Here is a 20196-nt window from a genome sequence, read left to right as displayed (position 1 = left end):
AATGTTGTGCCCATGAATCATCATCGAGTGAGGAGGGGTCTATACCGAAATGATAGCGTAACTGGAGGTCTATGTATAAAACATAGTTACTTTGAAAATCGCCTTTGGCGTTTTTTAGAGCTCCCCCAGTTCACCTTTTTTCTTGTTCATCAACTCTTCAACAAAATCGCTGAGGCCAAAGTAGTAGCGGTCTTCTTTGCGGATAGCTTCATCGCCTCCGAGCCAGATACCGTTGATAACAGTTTCGTTGAACTTGGCCGGGCTGGAAGAAACCTTTGTGGCAGCCAGGCTGTAAACATCGCGGGATACTGTTCTTAAATAACCTATCCGGCCTTCGATTTTGTATGCAAAGACTTTACCGTGTTCTTTTTTCCAGGCATCAATCTGTTCCTGTGATACCTGTCCGATCAGTTGTTTTGACATTGTATACTAAATTTTTAGTGTGATAATATTGTTGATAGTTGATGACAGGGGCCTTAGTTGCCGGTCCCTTTGGTTTTGCTGATTGCCAGGCAGATAAACGGTAAGCTCACTTCTTTGAACTTATCCCCTTGTTTCATGCCATCTTCGAAATCAGTAAATTCCACGTTGGAGATTTTGTCTACCTGCACATAGGCGTCACCTTCTTTTTTGTAGGTAACGATAATGCTGATAGCTTTACCGGGCACATCTACGATGTCGCTGTAACCTGCGCTGATAGCTGCTATGTTCAGTTGATCAAACTCGCTTTTCAGGATGGTAAGGGTTCCTTCGTATTTTTTATTGCCGCGTTGTACGGCCAGGGGACGGTTGCCGGCGCCATAGATGACTTCTTTCTCCTGTGATTTTTTGTAGGTCAGTCCGCGCAGGCCGGAGATTTCGCGGCCGAAGAGTACTACCTTGACATCCGCCCATTCAAATTCTCTTGAATCAAATATTGCCATTTGCTGTTAGTTTAAAATTGATAATTAATGATTAAGCAGCGGTGTATCCCAGGAATACATCGATGTATTTGAGGCAACCTTTCGGACGGATACGTACGAAGATGTACACCAGGTTTGTAGCGAGGATATTGAAATCCGGGCTGTCGATACCGGCAGCGCTGTACAGACCTGCATAGGTGGATGGATCGGGGTTTACCAGGGCTTCTACTGCAGGCGTGCCATCATTATTCTGGCTGATTTCACCTGCCATTCTGCGGCCGATGGCTTCTTCGATGTTTAATGACAGTGCTGCTTCGATGGCGCTGCTCAGGCGGCCATTGTCGTCTACGTCCACATCATTTTTCAACTCGTTGTAGTACACTTCATAGGCGATACGCACTGCTTTGTCAATGGTACGGCCATTGCGCAGAGAACTGAAGTCGCTGGTAAGGGAGCCGAGCATATTATCGTCATTAAACAGATAACCAGGTGCTGCCTCGTTGCGTTCAAAGGTGATGTAACGTTTTTCCCAGAGGGTGTCGAGATCAACGCTATCCAGGGCGTCCACGTTTTTGTCACCGATTTTAACGACAGCACTTTCCTGGAGTTTCAGGCTACCGCTTTTAACCCTGCCGATGTTACGCTGAACAGGCATGCCGGAAGCTCTTCCGAGGGCCAGCAGCAAAGCATGGGGGCCATTGCCGTTGACGGTGCCGAGAACGATACCGATGTTGTCTTTCTTTTCAGCAGCATAACTTTTTACGCTGGAAGGGGTTGTGAAACCAAAACCCTGGAGGAGGGCACGGAATGGTTTGCGCAGGTTGAACCATTTGGTGGACAGTATCTGCGCTGCATCTGCAGCTTTTACAACATCTGCATCGATACCATCGGTAACGACAGGCGTGTAGCCAGATGCAGGGAATTTAGCGAGGCCGAGCAGGCTGATAGTACCATTGGCGAACGTCAGCAGTTTATCTGCGTTAGCTGGAAGTAACATGTCTTCCATAGTGGTGGCTGCTGCTACGAACAGGCAATACAGTTTGCTGCCTTCGGCTGCTTCTGCAAAAAATCCATCGTTGATAGCAGTCAGTGCCAGTGCATTGGTGGCCTGGGCTAATTCTTCACCTGCCTGTTTTTTGCTCTTGATCAGTACCGGTGTACCGAAGCCACTGGTGGGTGCTTGCGGGATGGCCATGATAAGGCCGCACACGCCGTCTACATTAGGGGCTAAACCACCAAGGTTGCCGTTAGTTGTTGAAATATTTACTTTTGGTCTTGCCATTTTTCATTTTTTGTAAAATGGATGTATAGAAATTGATAAAAAACTGTGATGGTGTGGTAGCTAGGGGATGAGGAAACCTTTGAAGGATGTTGCCGGCCGTATTCTTTTGGCCACTGTAAAGCCTTCACGGCTACCCTGGTCATTGGTGTTGCCCTCGATAGTATATACCTTGTTGCCGTCGACGCTGATAACGAAACCGGTGTGACCGAAGCCATTGCCGTATTCCATGATGAAGATGGCGCCAGGTATTACACTTCTGGAAGTCTGAACTTTTTTCATGCCGGTGGTACGCCACTGCAGCAAGACGCCTCCGGTTTTAGTCAGTTCATTTTTTACACCCAATGCGGTGGTAGCCTGTTGCATACACCAGTATACAAATGCCATGCACCATGGATAACCAGGACCTAATCCCACACTTTTGAGATACTGATTTACTTCAGGTCCTGCATTACTTCCCCTGGGATGCTCTTCAACACCCTCCTGGGAAAGGGCTACAGCTAATACTTTTTCTGCCAGTGTCATTGGTTAACGGGTTTAAAAACGGATGATATTGTATTGCATACCGATACCCGCGCTCCATTGAAACTTTCCTCCTGCATAATAATAGCCGATGGAGGGTCCTATGGAAAGCCTGGCCTGCCGGCGGTTCAGCGTATTTAAGTTGATCGATTTTAAACCGGTGATGGTGGTATGGGGATTGGCGCTGAAACCATCGATATAGGTAGCTTTTCTGAAAAGCCCTTCTTTCTTTTGGTATGCTGCCAGCCAGATACTGTCACGCATCTTGTAGGTAATCTGAACCGAGTCGTGCAATACGCCATGGATGCTAATCCAGTCGTCTTCGTAATAAAACACCGTCGTGTCCTGTACGTGATTGACTGCTATCGCGGGTATGGTATCCGATGTAATGGTTACAGCGTTGGTGACCTGTTGTATTTTTTCAGGTTTAACAGTAACCTTTTTGCTGATAGCTGCAACAGGTGCTAACGCTTTGTTGGTACTGACAGCGGTTACAGCATGCTGTAGTCCTTCTGCATCCCGATAGTGTTGTACTATCGGAGTGTCTATGGAAGTTATCAACGGCTGTATGGGGTTAACAATTCTGCCGCATTCCCGGTATAGCAGCAGTATCGCTAACAGGGCAGCAACAAACAATGGAATGTTTCTCACGGGTTAACATTTTTTTTATTCACCTTCTACGGCAGCAGAAGCTACGGCCACCATCACAGAGCCGGCAATAAACAATGCCTTGGCAACTTCCTGCAGCATGCCCGGCATTTGCACATTGGCCACAGATGGTGCTAATATTGCACCAGCTCCGGCTATCAGTACTTTGCCAACAATCTTTATTTTCTTGAAAAATCTGGGGGTTGGAGAGGTTAATCTCTCCTTTGTTTCGTTAATGAATTGTTTCATATCTGTCATCTGCTAAAGGTTAACGATCCCCTCCCTCCGGCTGCCCTATCTTACGGGATAGGGAAAGCAAGCGGGAGTATCACGGTTAAATTGTACAACTGATCATCTTCTGTCTGCTGTTGCTTGTGTACATCGTTTCGTCCGTAATACAATGTAAAGATGCAATCATCTGAAAGCTTTACCAAATAAGGGTTTCGCCATACTTCTTGTATGGCGGTATCATACTCCGGTTATCTCCGCATCATGCCAGGTGAAATTTTATCCAACCTTTTATTAAAGCACTTTTGCATAAACAATTCTTAACAAAAACATTTATCACATGAACAACGTTTTCGTAGATTTTATGAACCTCGTTATCAGCCGCGTGCAAGCGGCCGTTCCTGCCCTTCAGTTTGTCGGACAGGATTTTGGTCAGCTGGAGAAAACAGGTGCAACTACACCTGCTGCAATTGCTTTTCCATGTGCATTGATTGATCTGCGTGAAGTTACCTGGGAAGATCTGCCTGGTAACATACAGCAGGGGACCGGAAGCCTTCAGATACGTATTGCAGTGGATGCCGCCGGTAATAACGTAAACACCTATTATGCGCTGGAGCAAGCTATCCATAAAGCACTGCAGGGGCAGGTACTGGGCAATGGTTATGGAAAACTACTCCGCCGTTCCTCTGATAGTGAGCAGCTGGGTGATAAACTGCATCTGCGTGTGGTGAAATATGCCCTATCTCTGAGAGACAACAGCACTGTGGATAACAGTACCAAAACAGCAAGACCTAACCCGGTTATCAACAAGTATAGCTAAACCGGTATCCGGCGTATTTAATCAGCATATGGCCCCAAACGAAACCGGCGCGGACAGAACAGTATTCAACTGTTTGTCCGCGCCGGTTTTGTAATCCCTTTTTGATAAATTATTTCCAGACCATCCAGGGGTATAATTTACGCAATGCTGTCACAGAAGGCTGCTGTGTATTCAGTTGCTTTAATAATTGAAAGTTCACATCCAGTTGTAATCTTTCGATGATAGTATAACCTGATAAATCAAATTCGATGGATAGAATATGAATGATCTCATCATATCTTTTCCGGCAAATCCGCAAATAGTAATAATGACGATGCACGAGCCTTTCGTCACGACGTACGATAAGGTCGCGGTTTCTACCCGGCGTCCGACGGCTGGCATCAGCAGGCGGGTCAGACAATAATTGCGAGAATAATGTTTGAACTCCTTTCACACTACAAAAATAAAAAATGCTCCCCGTTAGAGGAGCATTAAGATGTTGACAATAGCCAGAAGATTACGATTTGTAGATCTGCTCCATTTCCAATTCACCAGGCAGCATGCTGGACAAGAGATCGAGCAAAAACACATTTGCCTGTCGTACGTTTTCCGGTACGCTTTCCGGATTGGCAAGATTATGTTTTACAGTCTGAATAATTCCCTGCATTAATCCGGAATGTAAACTTTCAGGGCTCACGGTTGGAATGTATAGTAACAAACCTTCATTTTGATAACACACTTTCTTCATAATTTTCTTAGGATTAATTCGCTCACTTCTGTCCTTCCATAATAGGTAACCCGCCAGGTATAGCTACAGTGTTTTTTGCTGGTATGGAAACCGACAGTTGAAAGTCTGGCTTGATAATTTTAAGGGTGTAAAACTATTTTTTCAGGTAAATGGATTGGTATCGTATGGATTAACAAATCCTTTTATGAGTTTAACAGTTGTTCATTTAAAGATATATTTTTTTTATGGCATTTTAAGGTAAAATTTTTGCTTTTAATCCGGGCAGAATGGGGGCTATTTTCTGCCATTGTTCCATAAATGTGTAATCCGCTACAGTAAGGTGTTTGATGGCTTCGTTCAGGTTGTAATATACGGCCGGTCTGCTCCGGTTTAATGATTTTCCCGCCTGTGCAAATGTTACATTGAAAAATCTGATTAAAACATAACAAATAACCTGTCTTGCACATGCCACATATTTATCATTACGACCAGAAGTTAACACTTCCTTACGCAGCTGAAGTGCGTGGCAAATGGCATCTACTGTCTGGTCAGCAAAGTCGTTTTCCGGCTGACCATGAATCTTTATTTTTCTTTTCATGTCGGCTTATTTTTGGGTCTGTTTGAGCATTTTACGTTTCCGTTTATGCACTTCTCTTTCAAGACGGCGCATATCTCCTTCACATTCATGAAAGATTTCTACAGCAGCTGGCTGCTCACTGATGCCATTGGCTTCACAGATAGCGATGATTTCCTGTTTATTGAGGGAGGGGAGCTGAATAATACGCCGGCCTAAACGGGAATAAATTTCCGTATATCCTTTACGGTTAAGTCTGCGTCCTCTTTCCATTCGTTTTACCAGGTGGTTGGTGGCCATCATCACAATGCCGCATTTTCCTCTGAGCAGGTTGTACAGCGTGATAAAAAAATACAATACCTGATCACTGAGTTTATCTGCTTCATCGAGGATCAGTAAGGGTTCTTCCATCACCAGTAAATGGGATACAATTTCATCCAGCAGGTCACCTACATTGTAGCCCTGTGGTTCTTTATGCATGGCTGTCAGTATTTTTCTGAGAAATATTTTACGGTTCCAGTGCTCTGCACATTCCAGGTGTATAACCGAAGGCTCTGTGGTGGAAAACCTTTGTGCAGAAAAGGTTTTACCGGAACCAGCTGCGCCTGTGATAGCAAACACATTCCCATACATTTTTGCATCTTCGAAATATGCGTCCAGTGTTTGGGAGGCAATAGTTTCCACGAAATGCCAGGCCGGCATTACAGCTTGCTTTTTCATATCTGATGTTTTTTATCTTGTTGTGAGTAGGATTACATTAAATCGAGGGGATCGAAATCGGATGTTGCTGATGGAATAAATTCCTGTACGTTGTCTTCGGCTTGTTGCTTTATTTCTTTGATCATTACCCGGGCTTGCAAGAGAGCAGCGGCATTCGCTTTGTTTTTTTCCAGCAGGGTTTCCCGGTTTCTTTTTTTATCTGTTATCATTTTCACCAGCTCTTTTTTGTTATGCAGATGCTGCCAGAGGCGTGCTTCATCGCCTTCCTGATAGTCGGCGCGGGCGGCAGGCAGTTTTTGCTGTGTATGTGCAACAAAACGTAGTTGCTGCCCGTCCGTAACAAGTATCCGTGACAGATCAAACGGGTCATATATCAGCTGTACCTTTTTTCCTACATTCCGGAGGTACAGGGCATCCGGTATTTCATATTCGTGGGTCCGGCCTTTTATGGTCATACGTATGCCACCGTTGGTGATTGTGTTGCTATGCGTATGGGGCACGCCGAAAATCAGCAGTAGCTGTTCGTCTGTAATACACCGTTGTTTGGATGAGGCGCTGGCATTAAAGGAAGCTATCCAGTCTTCCTGGCGGGTGCGGCCTGTTGCAGGATTTCTCTCCTGGCGTAAGCCTTCAATAAAGGTTTGCAGTATAGGAAAGGCTTCTTCTTTTTCGGGGAAAAGTTTTTTTTGTTTTGCCAGATGATCAGGATTGAGACGGCTACGGGAAGTAATGTTGTTGCCTGCATAGTTATCGAAGCGACGCAGGTGCTGATGCCAGCGTTTACCAAACGTCCGTTCTATATATTTGGAGCGGGGAGCTCTTGCTGCTGCAGGAAAATATCCGGCATCGATCTGTTGGTAAAAGGATTCCAGTGCCTTCAGATTCCATCTGTCTGTTTGCAGTTGATGTGGGAGGTACCAGGCACCGGTAAGCTGATGTATGTGATACATTGCATCCAGCCAGGCCATTTTTACAAGATCGGTACTGATACTATCTGCATAAAAGTAGCCCAGCGGATAATCATTAAAAGCGTCGCTGATAACAACTGCTTTAAACCGGTGGTAGTAGCGGGTAACAAGCTGTTGTTCGTTACTTGCATGTTCATCCCTGAAATACAGGTCTACATCGTTATCATCAGAACCAACGAGCAACAGCGGCGCGGATGGACGGTTCCGTTTCGTTTGTTTACCAAATTGGTTGTACCATGCAGCACTGCCTTCCCGGAAAAGTTGCAGCTGATAATAATTGTTGCGTCTGTGATTACCTACTGTGGCAGCGGTGATAGCTGCATAAGCATGCTGGCTGGCCCATTGGTTATAGGCCCTGGCAATTACCGTATCATCATGTTGATTGGGATGCGCAATCAGCTCCAGTAACATCGATTCTGATAATTCATCTTTTATCTTCGCACTGTTCTGGTTACCAAACCGCCAGTCTATCAGGCAGGCATAGCCCAATTCCTCATACTGTCTGATTTTTTTGTTCAGTCTTTTATAGCTGTGAGGTAATAGAATATCATGCGTGACAATCAACTCCAGTACGGTTTTCCAGAATGTTTCCTTACTGATGCCCAGCTGTTTCCGGATGAAATATTTTTCCTTGCATACCTGTACCAGCATATCCAGCCAGGCAGCAGCTATGACGTACTTTTCCACATGCCCGGCAGGCAGACATTTGTTTTCATCATAACGATAGTCCAGGAAAAATTTTTCAGCACGCGGATCTTTCCTGATTAGATGGAGCAGGGGCTGCTTGCATAGATAAGCATGCGGGTCGCCGTATTTTGTTACAATCAGCTCTTTATATACCTCGGGTAAAGATGCATATACAATCAGTACGGAACGGCCATTGCCGCCGCGTTCCAGCACTTCTATCCTGTTCCTGCTTTTTAAAGAATCATAGGTTCCTTTGGGGACAAGGCCTCCGGGGTTCTCCTTTGTTTTTATAAATTCGTGCCCTTCTATGCACAATCTGTTACGGGAATCAAACTTCATAGGTTAACAACTTACAACAAGGACTGTAGCCAACTTTTTAGGCCGTTTTGATTTTAATTGATACTTTTATCGTTTTTTCTCTATTAAAACCATATCACAAAAATATAAGTTTTCTTATAAAGTCAAAATCTTTTTATAACTTTTTCTATATTTTTCAGCAATGACAGACGGACAACGTATTTTATATATCAGAAAGCTGATAAAAAAGAGTCAGCAGGACTTTGCCCTGATGCTGGGCATATCACAGGCCGCGCTTTCCGACATTGAGAATGAAAAGAACGGCATATCATATCCGGTATTCAAACGTTTGGTGGAAGAAGTGGGGATTCATCCTTATTGGTTTATGTGGGAACAGGACCCGATTTTCCGGGATAACAGCTTTCATGATAAATATAAGATTAGTTATAAAGATGCAAGCCCAACTGCAAGCGTAAGTGCAAGCGCAACCTCCAAAAAGGCCACAGGAAAGAAGTCCGGCGCACAACCGGAGGTAACGATGGAAGACATACTCAGGGAACTGACCATGCTGAGAGGAGAAGTGAGCAAAATCAAGCAGGAAGGGAAGAAGAGCCGATAACGCCCGATTCATTACTTATTTTAATCAGACCCCATTTAATCTGCCAAACGTACAAATCCGCTACAGCAAAGGGCCCCGCTGGAATTAACCCTTTCCCCCAGACAATATTGCCAACCCGCAGCAGTGGCTATCCGTACATAAATCACCATAGTTGTTTTTAAGACGCATCGTTTTATCGGTATTACATCCGACCTTCTGTAAAAATCCGGATAAAAAAATATAATTTGGCTGAGGTTGTGTTAGCACCTTACCATTAAACCGGACCAATGTCAACAGAAGAGGATCTCCATAGTATACAATGGGAGCGACTTAGAAATGGCGACAAACAAGCGTTGTTTGCGCTGTATAACAGTACCTATGCCCATCTGCTGCGTTTTGGCCTGAAACTGTGTGGGAACGATGAGCTGGTGAAAGACTGTATTACCCAGCTGTTTTTACAGCTATGGAATAAACATGCTCAGCTGAAACCAGTTACTAACGTGCCCGCCTATCTGTTTACTGCTCTTAAACGGCAGTTACTGGATCAGCTGGCCTATCAGTCACGGATACACGATGCTATCAGCAAGATAACCGGAAAAGAAGAAGAGAATGAATTATCCTATGAAGAGATCATCATCCGGGTACAGCAGGACGACGAAATCAAACAGCGGCTGCACAGCGCCATAAAAGCACTCACCCCCCGGCAGATAGAGCTGATACGCCTTAAATTTTTTGAAGGACTCAGTTACGAACAGATCGCTGCACAAACGTCACAAACGGTAAAAACGGCCTATAATACGGTCTATGACGCCATTAAAACCCTCCGGAAAATACTTTCCTGAAAAAAAAGTTGCCCAACGCTTAGGAAAAAATGAAAATACTGCCGTCAGTATAAGAAAGGGTTATCAGCATGAACTTCCTGGATTATGATGCAACGGAACTTGCATGTAACGAATCTTTCCAGCGTTATTGCCGGGAGGAATGCGAAACTGACATGATATTCTGGTCGGACTGGATAGCCAGGCATCCCGTGAAAGCAGCTGTGGTGGCAGAAGCCAGACAGCTGGTGGAAATACTGTCTGCCCGCCAGGGGGGCCGCGCAGAACAGCTAAAACATTTGAAGGATGGCCTGGCACAGTACGACTTGTTACAAGAGGCTTTAATGGAGCCGGTACCTGTAATGACAGCCCGGCAAAGGTTACCGGTATGGAAATACGCTGCCATAGTAGGTGGCGTATTAGTACTGGCTGCCGGCACCTTTTTTTTTAGCCGGTATGGTCACGGTACTATGTCCGGACAACCCGGCGCCACCATCATAGCGTCCGGAGAGGAACCACGTAAATCTGTTGTATTACCTGACGGCTCTTCCCTTATCCTGCGTAAGAACAGCCGCGTGGAGCTGGCACCAGGGTTTAATCTGCAGAACAGGGAGCTTACACTGACAGGTGAAGCTTTTTTTGATGTATACCAGAATGCAAAGCTCCCTTTTACGGTGCATACGGCTTTGCTGGATATTAAAGTATTGGGGACTGTATTTAACGTAAGCGCCTATGTGGGACATCCCGCTACTGAAGCGGCTCTGTTCAGAGGAAAAGTGGAGATCACCTGCGTGCAGCAACCTCAGCAGAAAATTGTACTGCAGCCCAACCAGAAACTTACCATCCTGACAGCGCCCACAGACCAGCCATCCACTAAAGCACCCCTGTTAAAAGTAGTACCACTTGATGCTGACCCTGTGGATCATAAAGCCCGGGAGATAGCCTGGGTACGCAACCGCCTTGAAATTGAGAATGAACCACTATCAGAGATTGCTGGTAAACTGGAGCAATGGTATGGTATCAGGATTGCCTTTGCCGACGAAGCCGTGAAACAGTACCGTTATTCAGGCACTTTCGAAAGTGAAACCATCCTGAAAGCCCTGGACGCATTGCAGTTATCCTATCCCTTTAATTTCAAAATGGTAAACGACACAATTATTATCAGTAAATAAAAATCAACGCAATACATCATCAACCAAAGTAAAACGGGGAAGTGTTGGCCCACCTCCCCGGAAATAGGCCAGATAATGTCCTGTACGATCATCAACTAAACCCAATCAAAGGTATGGTAAAACTTGTATTCCTGAAATGGAAAGGGAAATCTGTTCCCGCCGGCAAACTGTTGCTCACTATGAAATTGACCATCTTTCTTTTTTTGACCTGCCTGCAGGTACAGGCTATTTGTTTCGCGCAGGAATCCATTACCCTGCAAGTCAGGGAAACAAGTATCAAACAGTTACTCAAAACCCTGGAACACCAAACCGCCTACCGGTTTGTATTTCATGACAAGACATTGCCGGAAGACAGGAAAGTGTCTGTTTCCGCCAAAGGTGCCACACTTGAAGCTGTACTTTCTCAAGCCTTTGCCGGCACCCGCCTGGCCTGGACCCAGAAAGAAGACGGGCTGGTAGTAGTATATGCCAACGACCATGCTGTCACCAAAGCCGCGGCAGATATGACCATCCGCGGAACAGTAAAAGGCACCGATAACCTCCCGCTGCCGGGTGTTACGGTAAGAGCGGTAGGCACTAATGCCGGCGCACTTACCGCTGCTGATGGCACCTATACACTCACCGCACCTGATAACGCCCGTCTGCTGCAGTTTTCGCTGGTAGGTTACACTACCCGGCAGATAGAGATCAGTAACAGACACGAAATTAATGTTACCCTGCAGGAAGATGTGAAAACACTGAACGCAGTAACGGTAACCGGCTATACGAACTATGCCAGGGATAAATCCACCGCTTCTGCAGGCGTAGTAGGGTCCGACAAAATAACACAAGTACCGATGGCCAGCTTTGAACAGATCCTGCAAGGACGTGTGCCTGGTATGATGGTGTCTGCCGGCTCCGGTCAGCCCGGAACAGCTGCCACCGTTACTGTCAGAGGTGTAGGTACCATCAACGGTAACTCCTCCGTATTGTACGTGATGGACGGTATTCCTATTGAAGCAGGACAGTTTCAGGGCATCAACCCGGAAGACATCGCCTCCGTGACGGTCTTAAAAGATGCTTCCGCCAAAGCACTCTATGGCTCTCGTGGCTCCAATGGTGTGATCGTTATCACCACCAAAAAAGGACAAGCCGGCAAAGTATCTTTCTCCTATAAATCACAATACGGTTTCTCCAATATGACCACGCCCAAATTCAAGATGATGAACTCCGCAGAACATCTGCAGTTCGAAGAAGAAATAGGGCTGGAAACCGGTTCCAATCTGGGCCCCGGCTGGGAGTACTCCAAAAAGAACCCCGACTATGCCACCAAAACACCGGAAGAACAAAGGCAAGCCGATCATATACTGGACAGCCTGAGAAATACCAGCACCGACTGGCGCAAAATATTCCTGCAAAACGGCCAGTTCCAGGAACACCAGCTGAGCGCCAGCGGCGGCAATGATAACGTTCGTTTTTACAGCTCACTGAACTATTACGATCAGCAGGGTATCGCCAGACGCTCCGGCTTAAAACGCTATAGCCTGAAAAACAATGTGGACTTCAATGCCGGCCGGTTGACCGCTAACATCAACGTGGGCCTCGCTTATTCAGAATCTTCCTTCATTGAAAGAGAAGCTTCCAGCAGCGGCCAGAACCCGCTGGCAGCCGTATATTACGCATTGCCTTATGAATATCCTTATGCTGCAGATGGTACACTGGTCACCAACTGGAACGACGATGTATACCCTGTATACGATCTGCGTGAAGGCAGCAACGCACTCGAAGCCCTGCTGAATACCAGCAGTAAAGATAACCAGCTGAAAAGCATCATCGGTACATCCCTGAATTTCACCATTGCTAAAGGGCTGGTGGCCAAAACTAGGCTGGGACTCGATTTCAGAGAAACCACCACAGAACGTTATGTAAACCCGGATTCCTACTCCGGTTACAAAGTAGACAACGGAGCAAAAGGCAGCTTCGGTGAAGGCGTTACCCGCAACTTCACCCTGGTAACTACTTCTGGCCTTACCTATTCAAAAAATATTGCCAACCGCCACGATTTTGAAGTGTCCGGTTATTTCGAATTTACAAAGAACAACTACCGCGCTTTTGACTACACCGGCTTCGACCTGGACGGCCGTCTGCCGGCCACGCCGGCGGCCATTACGCCAGGATCGCCTTTCAGCCCTGTGTTGGGGGGCGGCCGTACCCGCAGTGCACTGGCCTCTTATATTGCAGTAGGCCGTTACACCTTTGATGAAAAATATACCCTGAACGCCAGCTTCCGTTATGATGGCGCTTCTACCGTGCCTCCTTCCAACAGGTGGCATGGCTTCTATTCTGTGGGTATCGGATGGGAAGTGAAAAAGGAAAATTTCCTGAGAGATGTAAGTTTTGTGGATAACCTGCGCTTCCGCGCCAGCTATGGTACTTCCGCCAATCCTTTCTCTACACTGGGACCCTTTGCTTACTTCCGCACTTATGGAACAGACCAGTATGCAGGCCATCCGGCCATTGTGCCTTCACAACCCGGCAACCCTGGCTACGACTGGGAATACGCCAAAGAGCTCAACGTCGGCTTCGACCTCGGTATCTGGAACAACCGTATCCGCATCGTGACAGATGTGTATAACAAGATTACCAACAACCTGTTTATAGATCAGCCGCTGTCTATCACTTCCGGCTTCGGCAATATGTTCCTCAATTCCGGTGCTATGCGCAACAGAGGTATTGAAATGGATGTGCAGGCTGATGTGCTGAAACGTAAGGATTTCACCTGGAACGTTGGTTTTAACTTCGCCTATAATAAAAACGTGATCACTGATCTGGGTGGTGCCAATGAGTTTGCGCAGGGCACTTCACAGATTGTGCGGGTAGGGCTGCCTTATGGCTCACACTATGCGCCCAAATGGGCCGGTGTAGACCCGCAGACCGGCAATCCCCTGTATTACGACAGGAGCGGCAAAACCACCAGCGACTATAACGAAACCGCCCTCAGTGTAGCTGAATTTGGTACCTATATCCCGCCCTTCACCGGTGGCTTCAATACCGGCGTGAACTGGAAAGGGTTTTATCTGAATGCACTGTTCACTTTCGCAGATAAAACCATGCGTTATCTCAATGAAGACTATTACAACGAAAACCCTGCTTTCGCCAGCAGTAATCAGTCTGTACGCATGTTGTACGACCGCTGGAAGAAACCTGGTGATAACGCGATCCTGCCTCGTTTTGGCACTAAACGCGGTTATTCTTCCAGAGATATCCAGGATGCTTCTTATCTGCGCTTAAGGAATGTCAGCATCGGTTATAATCTGCCGAAGACAATGTTGTCGCAGCTGAAATTTGTACAGGGCGTACAGATCTTTGCTCAGGCCCAGAACCTGTACACCTGGACCAAATGGAAAAGTTTTGACCCGGAAAATGCCAATGGCGAAGGGCGCTTCGATTATCCCAGCGCACGTACCTACACCTTTGGCCTGAACGTTAACTTTTAAACCACGCAGCACATCATGATCCGTTATTTTCAACATACCGTTAAATACCTGGCGCTGATGCTGCCGGTATGCCTGCTTTCGTGCAACAAACAGCTGGACCTGTCGCCTACCGACAAGATCATTGACCCGGGAAGAACCTTCCGCAATGTGTCTGACCTGAACGGCGGTCTGCTGGGCGCTTACACGCGACTTACCTATAATACGATATACAATGTGTCGCTGGTAACAGACGAATGTATGTTGCCCAGTGAAAACGGTACCGGCGGGGGAGTGGCCTCTTACCGCTGGCAGATAGATCCCGGAAGTGGTACCATCACTTCCTCCTTTGATGAGTATTATGTAACGATAGACCGCGCCAACCGCGTGCTGGCGGCCTTACCGCAGATACCTGCCAAAGGCGATGAGGTGGCACAGAAAGTACAGTACCAGGGCGAGTTGCTGGCACTGAGAGCATACTGTCATTTTCAGTTGCTGCAGAGTTACGCGCAGTCCTATACTGCCAGTGCGCTGGGGGTACCATTCATGGATGTTTCTGTGATCAGTTCCCCTGCCCGTAATACTTTTGGAGAAGTGATGACCAGAATAGAAGCTGACCTGAAAACCGCCAAAAAGCTGGTCCCTGCTTCTTTGGATGATAATACCCGTATTACTGTAGCGGCTGTTGCTGCCATACAGGCACGCGTAGCCCTATACGAAAAGAAGTGGGATGATGCCGTAACCTATGCCACTGAAGCCATCAATGCCATACCGCTGGCATCCAGAAGCAAGTTCCCTGGTATCTGGAAGGATACCGATGAATCGGAAGTAATCTGGAAGCTGAAACAGATGGCCGGTACCAACAACGGTCTGATTGGCGGTGTATATTTCAAAAAACGTGTAGCCTTGTACGTGCCTTCTTTCGAGTTGATCAAACAGTTCGATAAAGACAATGATGTGCGTTACACTTCCTATATCGGGTATGATGATACCCGCGGAGCTGGTAAATCAGCTTATCTGGTGAACAAATATGCCGGTAACTCCGGTAATCCAGGACTGGCGGACATTAAGCTGTTCCGCACCGGTGAGATGTACCTGATCAGGGCAGAAGCACTGGCAGAGTTGAACAGGCTCCCCGAAGCAGCCACCGACCTGAATGATCTGCGTGTTGCACGTATCAACGGTTATGCACCGGAAGTTTTTGCAGATAAAAATGCACTGATCACCGCTTTGTATAACGAACGCTTTAAAGAACTGGCTTTTGAAGGACATCGTTTGTTTGATCTCCGCAGAAGACAATTGCCGGTGACCAGAGACCGGGAAGACGCGATCAATACACTGGGTGCGGTATTGCTGAATCCTGGTGACAGGGGATATGTATTCCCTATTCCGGATGCAGAAACCAAAGCCAATAAAAACATGGTGCAGAATACTCCTTATTAGTAAACCCATAAGATTGTCAGATGAAAGGATATAAATTGATAGGGTTGTTAACGGTGACGGCTATATATTTTAGTGCCTGTCAGCAACAAACAGCCCCTCGTGTCATGCCGGGGCGCCCGGCTTCTATCGGCATTATCGGTGATACGGCCGATGTCACCACACCGGTAAAAGGAGGCGTGGCACTGGTTGGCGGTGGTGGTAATGTAGACGGCGCTTTTCAATGGATGATAGAACGCAGCGGTGGCGGTGATGTAGTGGTGCTGACGGCTTCCAACAACGGCGGTTATAATGCTGACATTGATTCCCTGGGTAAGGTAAATTCTGTGGAGACGCTGAATATCACCAGCCGGGAGCTGGCCAATAATGATACTGTAGCACAGATCATCCGTAATGCGGAGATGTTGTTTATTGCAGGTGGGGACCAGTCGCGTTATATGAACAACTGGCGTGGCACCAAAACAGGGACTGCGATCAACTACCTGCTGCAGGAGAAGAAAGTGCCGGTAGGTGGTACCAGCGCGGGCTGTGCCATCCTCAGCGGACTGTATTACAGCGGAGAAGGAGGCAGTGCCGTGTCTGACAGTGTGCTGGCCAATCCCTACGACTCACTGGTCACAGTATACAACAACGACTTCCTGCATGCACCTTATCTGTCGCTGGTGATCAGCGACCAGCATTATGTAAAGCGTCATCGTCAGGGAAGGCATGTAACGTTTATGAGCCGTATTATCACCGATCATGGTGTTTTCCCCAGGGGCATCGCGCCGGATGAGAAAACAGCCGTGTGTATCGACGAGCAGGGTATGGCCAAAGTATTTGGTGTCAGCAAAGCTTATTTTATATTGACAGATAGTCTTAAAAAACCTGAACTTTGTGCGAAAGGGCAGCCACTACAGTGGAACTGTAACGGGCAGGCCCTGAAGGTATATGAAGTGCCGGCATCAGCCACCGGCAACGGCAGCTTCCGGGTATCCGACTTTGATCCTGCAGCTGCCAGCGGTGGTACCTGGTATTGGTGGTGGGTGGAAAATGGCGTGTTGAAAACGAAGCAGATTTGATTATCTTAAAATAACAAAATATCAAAATAATAAAATGAAAAGAGGTTTTTGCTATCTATTGCTGGTTTGTTGCCTGGCCTTGTCCTGGAACACAGGCATAGCCCAGAAAAAGGGGCCTTATGTGCTGGTGATACATGGAGGTGCGGGCACTATCCTGAAAAAGAATATGTCGCCTGAGATGGAGGCTGCTTACAAAGCTTCTCTGAAAAAAGCGCTGGAAAAAGGATATGGTGTTTTACAGTCCGGCGGAAGCAGCCTGGATGCGGTAGAAGCCACCGTGCGGGTAATGGAAGACGATTCTCTTTTTAATGCCGGCAAAGGCGCAGTGTTTACACATGATGGACGTAACGAGCTGGATGCCGCTATTATGAACGGTAAAAACAGAGCTGCCGGCGCCGTAGCCGGCGTGACAGTGATCCGTAACCCTATCAGCGCAGCCCGTGCTGTAATGGAGAAATCAGAGCATGTGATGATGATAGGCCCTGGTGCTGAGAAATTTGCCAAAGAAGCGGGCCTGGAAATAGTAGATCCTTCCTACTTCAGGACCGAATCCCGCTGGAAAGCGCTGCAGAAAGCCCTGAAAGAAGACTCCCTGGCTGCTGCCCGCTCCAACGCCTATACGAATCCGGCCAAACTGGGTATCATTAATAAAGATAATAAGTTTGGCACCGTAGGTGCGGTAGCGTTAGATAAGCAGGGTAACCTGGCCGCTGCTACCTCTACCGGTGGCATGACCAATAAAAAATACGGCCGTGTAGGCGATTCTCCCATCATCGGAGCAGGCACCTACGCCAACAACAATACAGTGGCTGTATCCTGCACCGGCTGGGGCGAGTATTATATCCGCAACGTAGTAGCCTACGATCTCTCTGCCCTGATGGAATACAAAGGTCTTTCCGTACAGGACGCCGGTAAAACCGTGATCAAAAAAGTAGGAGACATGGGCGGCGACGGCGGTCTCATCGCCCTCGATAAAAACGGTAACATGGCCATGCCTTTCAATACGGAAGGCATGTACAGAGGTACTGTTACCAAAGACGGGAAGATTGAAATTGCTATTTACAAAGAACCGTAATGGATGTGATTTTGCTGATGACCTGATGAGCGTCGATATTAGCGAAGGAAATTTTAACATAAAAAGTAAAGGCTGTTTGATTCAATCAAACAGCCTTTACTTTTTACACTGATCTCCGCTCATCAGTGTTATCAGGAAAATCACATCCATCATAGTTGATTTTTATTTATATCTTTATTTTACCGGGTGAATGTTATATAATTATGAATTCCGGCTGACTGATATCAGTGTAGGGGTCATCGGAATCCACGGCCACTGGCGGATTTGCAGCTAACGATAAGATTTTCACGTGTTACCGGATTTTCCTATAGCCTTTACAGTGACCTGTACACCATACTATATTTGTGACCAAAATCTATATGGATGAACGTCCGCGAGCTACATACAGAGACTGACCTGTTCCGTGCGATTGCCAGCGGCAATGAAAAAGCTTTTGAAACGCTCTTCAGTAAATATCGTAACAAAGTATACACAATTGCGTTTAAGATCACCGGTTCTGAGGAGTTGTCCGAAGAGATCGTACTGGATGTATTCCTGAAAGTATGGTTAAAAAGAGAACAGCTGCCCGAACTGGAATACTTTACGGCCTGGTTGTTTACCATTACCCGCAATCGTGTGTTTAAGACACTTAAGCAACTGGCGCACCGTGCCACTGACCGCCCCATCACCGAAGAGGAAGAATGGCTGTTAACACCGGCAGATACTTCCAGCTCTCTGCTGCTGGAGAAAGAGTATCGTCAGATATTACAGGATGCCGTTGGTCAGTTATCTCCCCAGCAAAAGAAAGTATACCATCTGATTAAGGAACATGGCATGAAAAGAGAGGAAGCCGCCAAAGCCTTGAATCTTTCTCCGGAAACCGTCAAACGCCATCTGGCAGAGGCGATGCAGTTTATCCGCACTTATTGCAGCTACCATCTGGGCACTTATGCCGCCCTGCTGATTATTAAGGAATTGTTATGAAGCAGATTTTTTCTGTAGTCCGCTGACCCATTTTTCTTTTTAAGGGATTTCTTTTGATATAACCGGTCATAAATCCGGTCAACAGGATGTCTTATTTCAAGTCATTATTTCGTAAATCACTGGAACGTAGCTATACGGCAGCTGAGGAAAAGGAGCTGCTGGAGCTCATTGCGCAGTCGCAGCACGATGAAGAGCTGTTGCGGCTGCTGGATGAGGTAATTGCCGAAACAGATGAGGAACTGGTTCTCCCGGAACATCGGGCCGGGGAAATTCTTTCCATCATTCTGCACACCAGGATGCAAAGAAAGAAACAGCACCGGCTGGTCCGCATGGGCTGGTGGGCGGCTGCATCCGTTTGCCTGTTGCTGGGGGCTTCCTGGTTTTATTTCCGGCATAGTGCCCGGACAATTGTTCCATCTGGTTCGGCGGCACTGGCCATACAAGACATCCGGCCTGCATCGCAGAGTGCCATGCTTACACTGGCCGATGGCAGCCAGGTAGCACTGGACAGCCTGCAACCTGGCAGTATCAGTAACACAACAGGAGCCGCCATCCAACTACAAAAAGGAAGCATTATTTATTCGGGCGGTCAGCAAACGGCCGCCGCGTACAATACACTCTCCACGCCACGTGGCCGTATCTTTCATCTGGTGCTGCCCGATGGCTCTGAAGTATGGCTGAATGCCGCCAGTTCTATCCGTTACCCTATCGCCTTTACAGGAACAGAGCGGGTGGTGGAACTGACCGGGGAAGCCTATTTCGAAATTAAGCAGGCCGCGACCAAACCTTTCCGGGTAAAAACCGGCGATCATCAGGAAATAAGAGTACTCGGAACAGGATTCAACGTAAACGCCTACACGAATGAACCGGAAATGGCTACTACACTATTGCATGGTAGTGTTCAGGTGGTGAGCACCCAACATAAAATGATACTGAAACCCGGTCAGCAGGCAGTGATGAACAATGACGCTATTCGTCTGCAGCAGGCCGATACCAGCCAGGTGACCGCCTGGAAAGAAGGTATGTTTCAGTTTGACAATACCAATATACAAACTGTCATGAACCAGCTGGAGCGGTGGTATGATATAGAAGTGATCTATGAAAAAGGCATTCCCGATATCCGCTTCGGCGGGAAACTGGAGCGGGACCTGAGTCTCAGCCATGTGCTCCGGATATTGGAAATATCAAACGTACATTATCAGCTGGTAGGGAAAAAACTAATCATCACACAGTAACCAATACATATTTACATACCAACTATTACTG

General features: G+C 47.1%; 21 protein-coding genes. 10 read left to right on the top strand and 11 right to left on the bottom strand.

Translation table 11 applies throughout. The annotated features are described in order from the left end of the window. Window positions 1-114: 114 nt before the first annotated feature. Genes KD145_RS14130 through KD145_RS14105 form a run of 6 tightly spaced genes read right to left on the bottom strand, consistent with a single transcriptional unit; the run spans window position 115 to window position 3600 of the window. Window positions 115-423, bottom strand: a complete 309-nt coding sequence (locus tag KD145_RS14130) for a hypothetical protein (protein ID WP_212006498.1) — start codon at window positions 421-423, stop codon at window positions 115-117. Between the two features lie 53 nt (window positions 424-476). Next, window positions 477-923, bottom strand: a complete 447-nt coding sequence (locus KD145_RS14125) for a hypothetical protein (RefSeq protein ID WP_212006497.1) — start codon at window positions 921-923, stop codon at window positions 477-479. A 31-nt stretch (window positions 924-954) separates the two neighbouring features. Next, window positions 955-2184 carry a DUF2586 family protein gene (locus tag KD145_RS14120; protein WP_212006496.1) on the bottom strand — a complete coding sequence of 410 codons (1230 nt, stop codon included), beginning with the start codon at window positions 2182-2184 and terminating at the stop codon, window positions 955-957. A 60-nt stretch (window positions 2185-2244) separates the two neighbouring features. After that, window positions 2245-2706: a CHAP domain-containing protein gene (locus tag KD145_RS14115; RefSeq protein ID WP_212006495.1), complete on the bottom strand. Its 462-nt coding sequence runs from the start codon at window positions 2704-2706 to the stop codon at window positions 2245-2247. A 12-nt stretch (window positions 2707-2718) separates the two neighbouring features. Then, complete coding sequence (locus KD145_RS14110) at window positions 2719-3354, bottom strand: DUF6549 family protein (RefSeq protein WP_212006494.1); 636 nt, start codon at window positions 3352-3354, stop codon at window positions 2719-2721. A 15-nt stretch (window positions 3355-3369) separates the two neighbouring features. After that, on the bottom strand, window positions 3370-3600 hold the full coding sequence (locus KD145_RS14105; protein ID WP_147243473.1) for a hypothetical protein: 231 nt from the start codon (window positions 3598-3600) through the stop codon (window positions 3370-3372). A gap of 319 nt (window positions 3601-3919) precedes the next feature. Here KD145_RS14105 and KD145_RS14100 point away from each other — a divergent pair, with 319 nt between their 5' ends. Then, a complete protein-coding gene (locus KD145_RS14100) occupies window positions 3920-4399 on the top strand; it encodes a hypothetical protein (RefSeq protein WP_212006493.1) in 480 nt (159 codons plus the stop codon). Between the two features lie 109 nt (window positions 4400-4508). Here KD145_RS14100 and KD145_RS14095 read toward each other — a convergent pair whose 3' ends face one another. From KD145_RS14095 to KD145_RS14075, 5 genes are all read right to left on the bottom strand, one after another. Next, on the bottom strand, window positions 4509-4832 hold the full coding sequence (locus KD145_RS14095) for a hypothetical protein (protein ID WP_212006492.1): 324 nt from the start codon (window positions 4830-4832) through the stop codon (window positions 4509-4511). A gap of 63 nt (window positions 4833-4895) precedes the next feature. Then, entirely contained in the window at window positions 4896-5126 is a 231-nt protein-coding gene (locus KD145_RS14090) for a hypothetical protein (RefSeq protein WP_147243475.1), read from the bottom strand. Window positions 5127-5358: 232 nt separating this feature from the next. Further along, complete coding sequence (locus KD145_RS14085) at window positions 5359-5703, bottom strand: hypothetical protein (RefSeq protein ID WP_212006491.1); 345 nt, start codon at window positions 5701-5703, stop codon at window positions 5359-5361. Between the two features lie 6 nt (window positions 5704-5709). Beyond that, a complete protein-coding gene (locus KD145_RS14080; protein ID WP_212006490.1) occupies window positions 5710-6399 on the bottom strand; it encodes an ATP-binding protein in 690 nt (229 codons plus the stop codon). 32 nt (window positions 6400-6431) lie between these two features. Next, window positions 6432-8393: a Mu transposase C-terminal domain-containing protein gene (locus KD145_RS14075; RefSeq protein WP_212006489.1), complete on the bottom strand. Its 1962-nt coding sequence runs from the start codon at window positions 8391-8393 to the stop codon at window positions 6432-6434. Between the two features lie 160 nt (window positions 8394-8553). On the opposite strand from KD145_RS14075, the gene KD145_RS14070 reads away from it, so the two are divergent. The 9 genes from KD145_RS14070 to KD145_RS14030 all read left to right on the top strand — a co-directional run bounded on the left by KD145_RS14070 (window position 8554) and on the right by KD145_RS14030 (window position 20165). Continuing rightward, entirely contained in the window at window positions 8554-8970 is a 417-nt protein-coding gene (locus KD145_RS14070) for a helix-turn-helix transcriptional regulator (RefSeq protein WP_212006488.1), read from the top strand. 266 nt (window positions 8971-9236) lie between these two features. Next, window positions 9237-9791, top strand: coding sequence for an RNA polymerase sigma factor (locus KD145_RS14065; RefSeq protein ID WP_212006487.1), 555 nt, complete (start codon window positions 9237-9239; stop codon window positions 9789-9791). Between the two features lie 68 nt (window positions 9792-9859). Beyond that, the gene (locus tag KD145_RS14060) at window positions 9860-10939 is read left to right on the top strand and encodes a FecR family protein (protein ID WP_212006486.1); all 1080 of its coding nucleotides are present in this window, start codon (window positions 9860-9862) and stop codon (window positions 10937-10939) included. Window positions 10940-11052: 113 nt separating this feature from the next. After that, a complete protein-coding gene (locus tag KD145_RS14055; RefSeq protein WP_212006485.1) occupies window positions 11053-14415 on the top strand; it encodes a TonB-dependent receptor in 3363 nt (1120 codons plus the stop codon). 15 nt (window positions 14416-14430) lie between these two features. Continuing rightward, window positions 14431-15834 carry a RagB/SusD family nutrient uptake outer membrane protein gene (locus KD145_RS14050; RefSeq protein WP_212006484.1) on the top strand — a complete coding sequence of 468 codons (1404 nt, stop codon included), beginning with the start codon at window positions 14431-14433 and terminating at the stop codon, window positions 15832-15834. 20 nt (window positions 15835-15854) lie between these two features. Next, on the top strand, window positions 15855-16892 hold the full coding sequence (locus KD145_RS14045) for a cyanophycinase (protein WP_212006483.1): 1038 nt from the start codon (window positions 15855-15857) through the stop codon (window positions 16890-16892). Window positions 16893-16926: 34 nt separating this feature from the next. Further along, complete coding sequence (locus KD145_RS14040; RefSeq protein WP_212006482.1) at window positions 16927-17967, top strand: isoaspartyl peptidase/L-asparaginase family protein; 1041 nt, start codon at window positions 16927-16929, stop codon at window positions 17965-17967. Window positions 17968-18330: 363 nt separating this feature from the next. After that, complete coding sequence (locus KD145_RS14035) at window positions 18331-18930, top strand: RNA polymerase sigma factor (protein WP_212006481.1); 600 nt, start codon at window positions 18331-18333, stop codon at window positions 18928-18930. An 86-nt stretch (window positions 18931-19016) separates the two neighbouring features. Beyond that, entirely contained in the window at window positions 19017-20165 is a 1149-nt protein-coding gene (locus KD145_RS14030) for a FecR family protein (protein ID WP_212006480.1), read from the top strand. The last annotated feature ends 31 nt before the right edge of the window (window positions 20166-20196 follow it).

This window comes from Chitinophaga sp. HK235, assembly GCF_018255755.1.
Classification (GTDB): domain Bacteria; phylum Bacteroidota; class Bacteroidia; order Chitinophagales; family Chitinophagaceae; genus Chitinophaga.
This window is presented reverse-complemented; position numbering and strand designations above follow the sequence as displayed.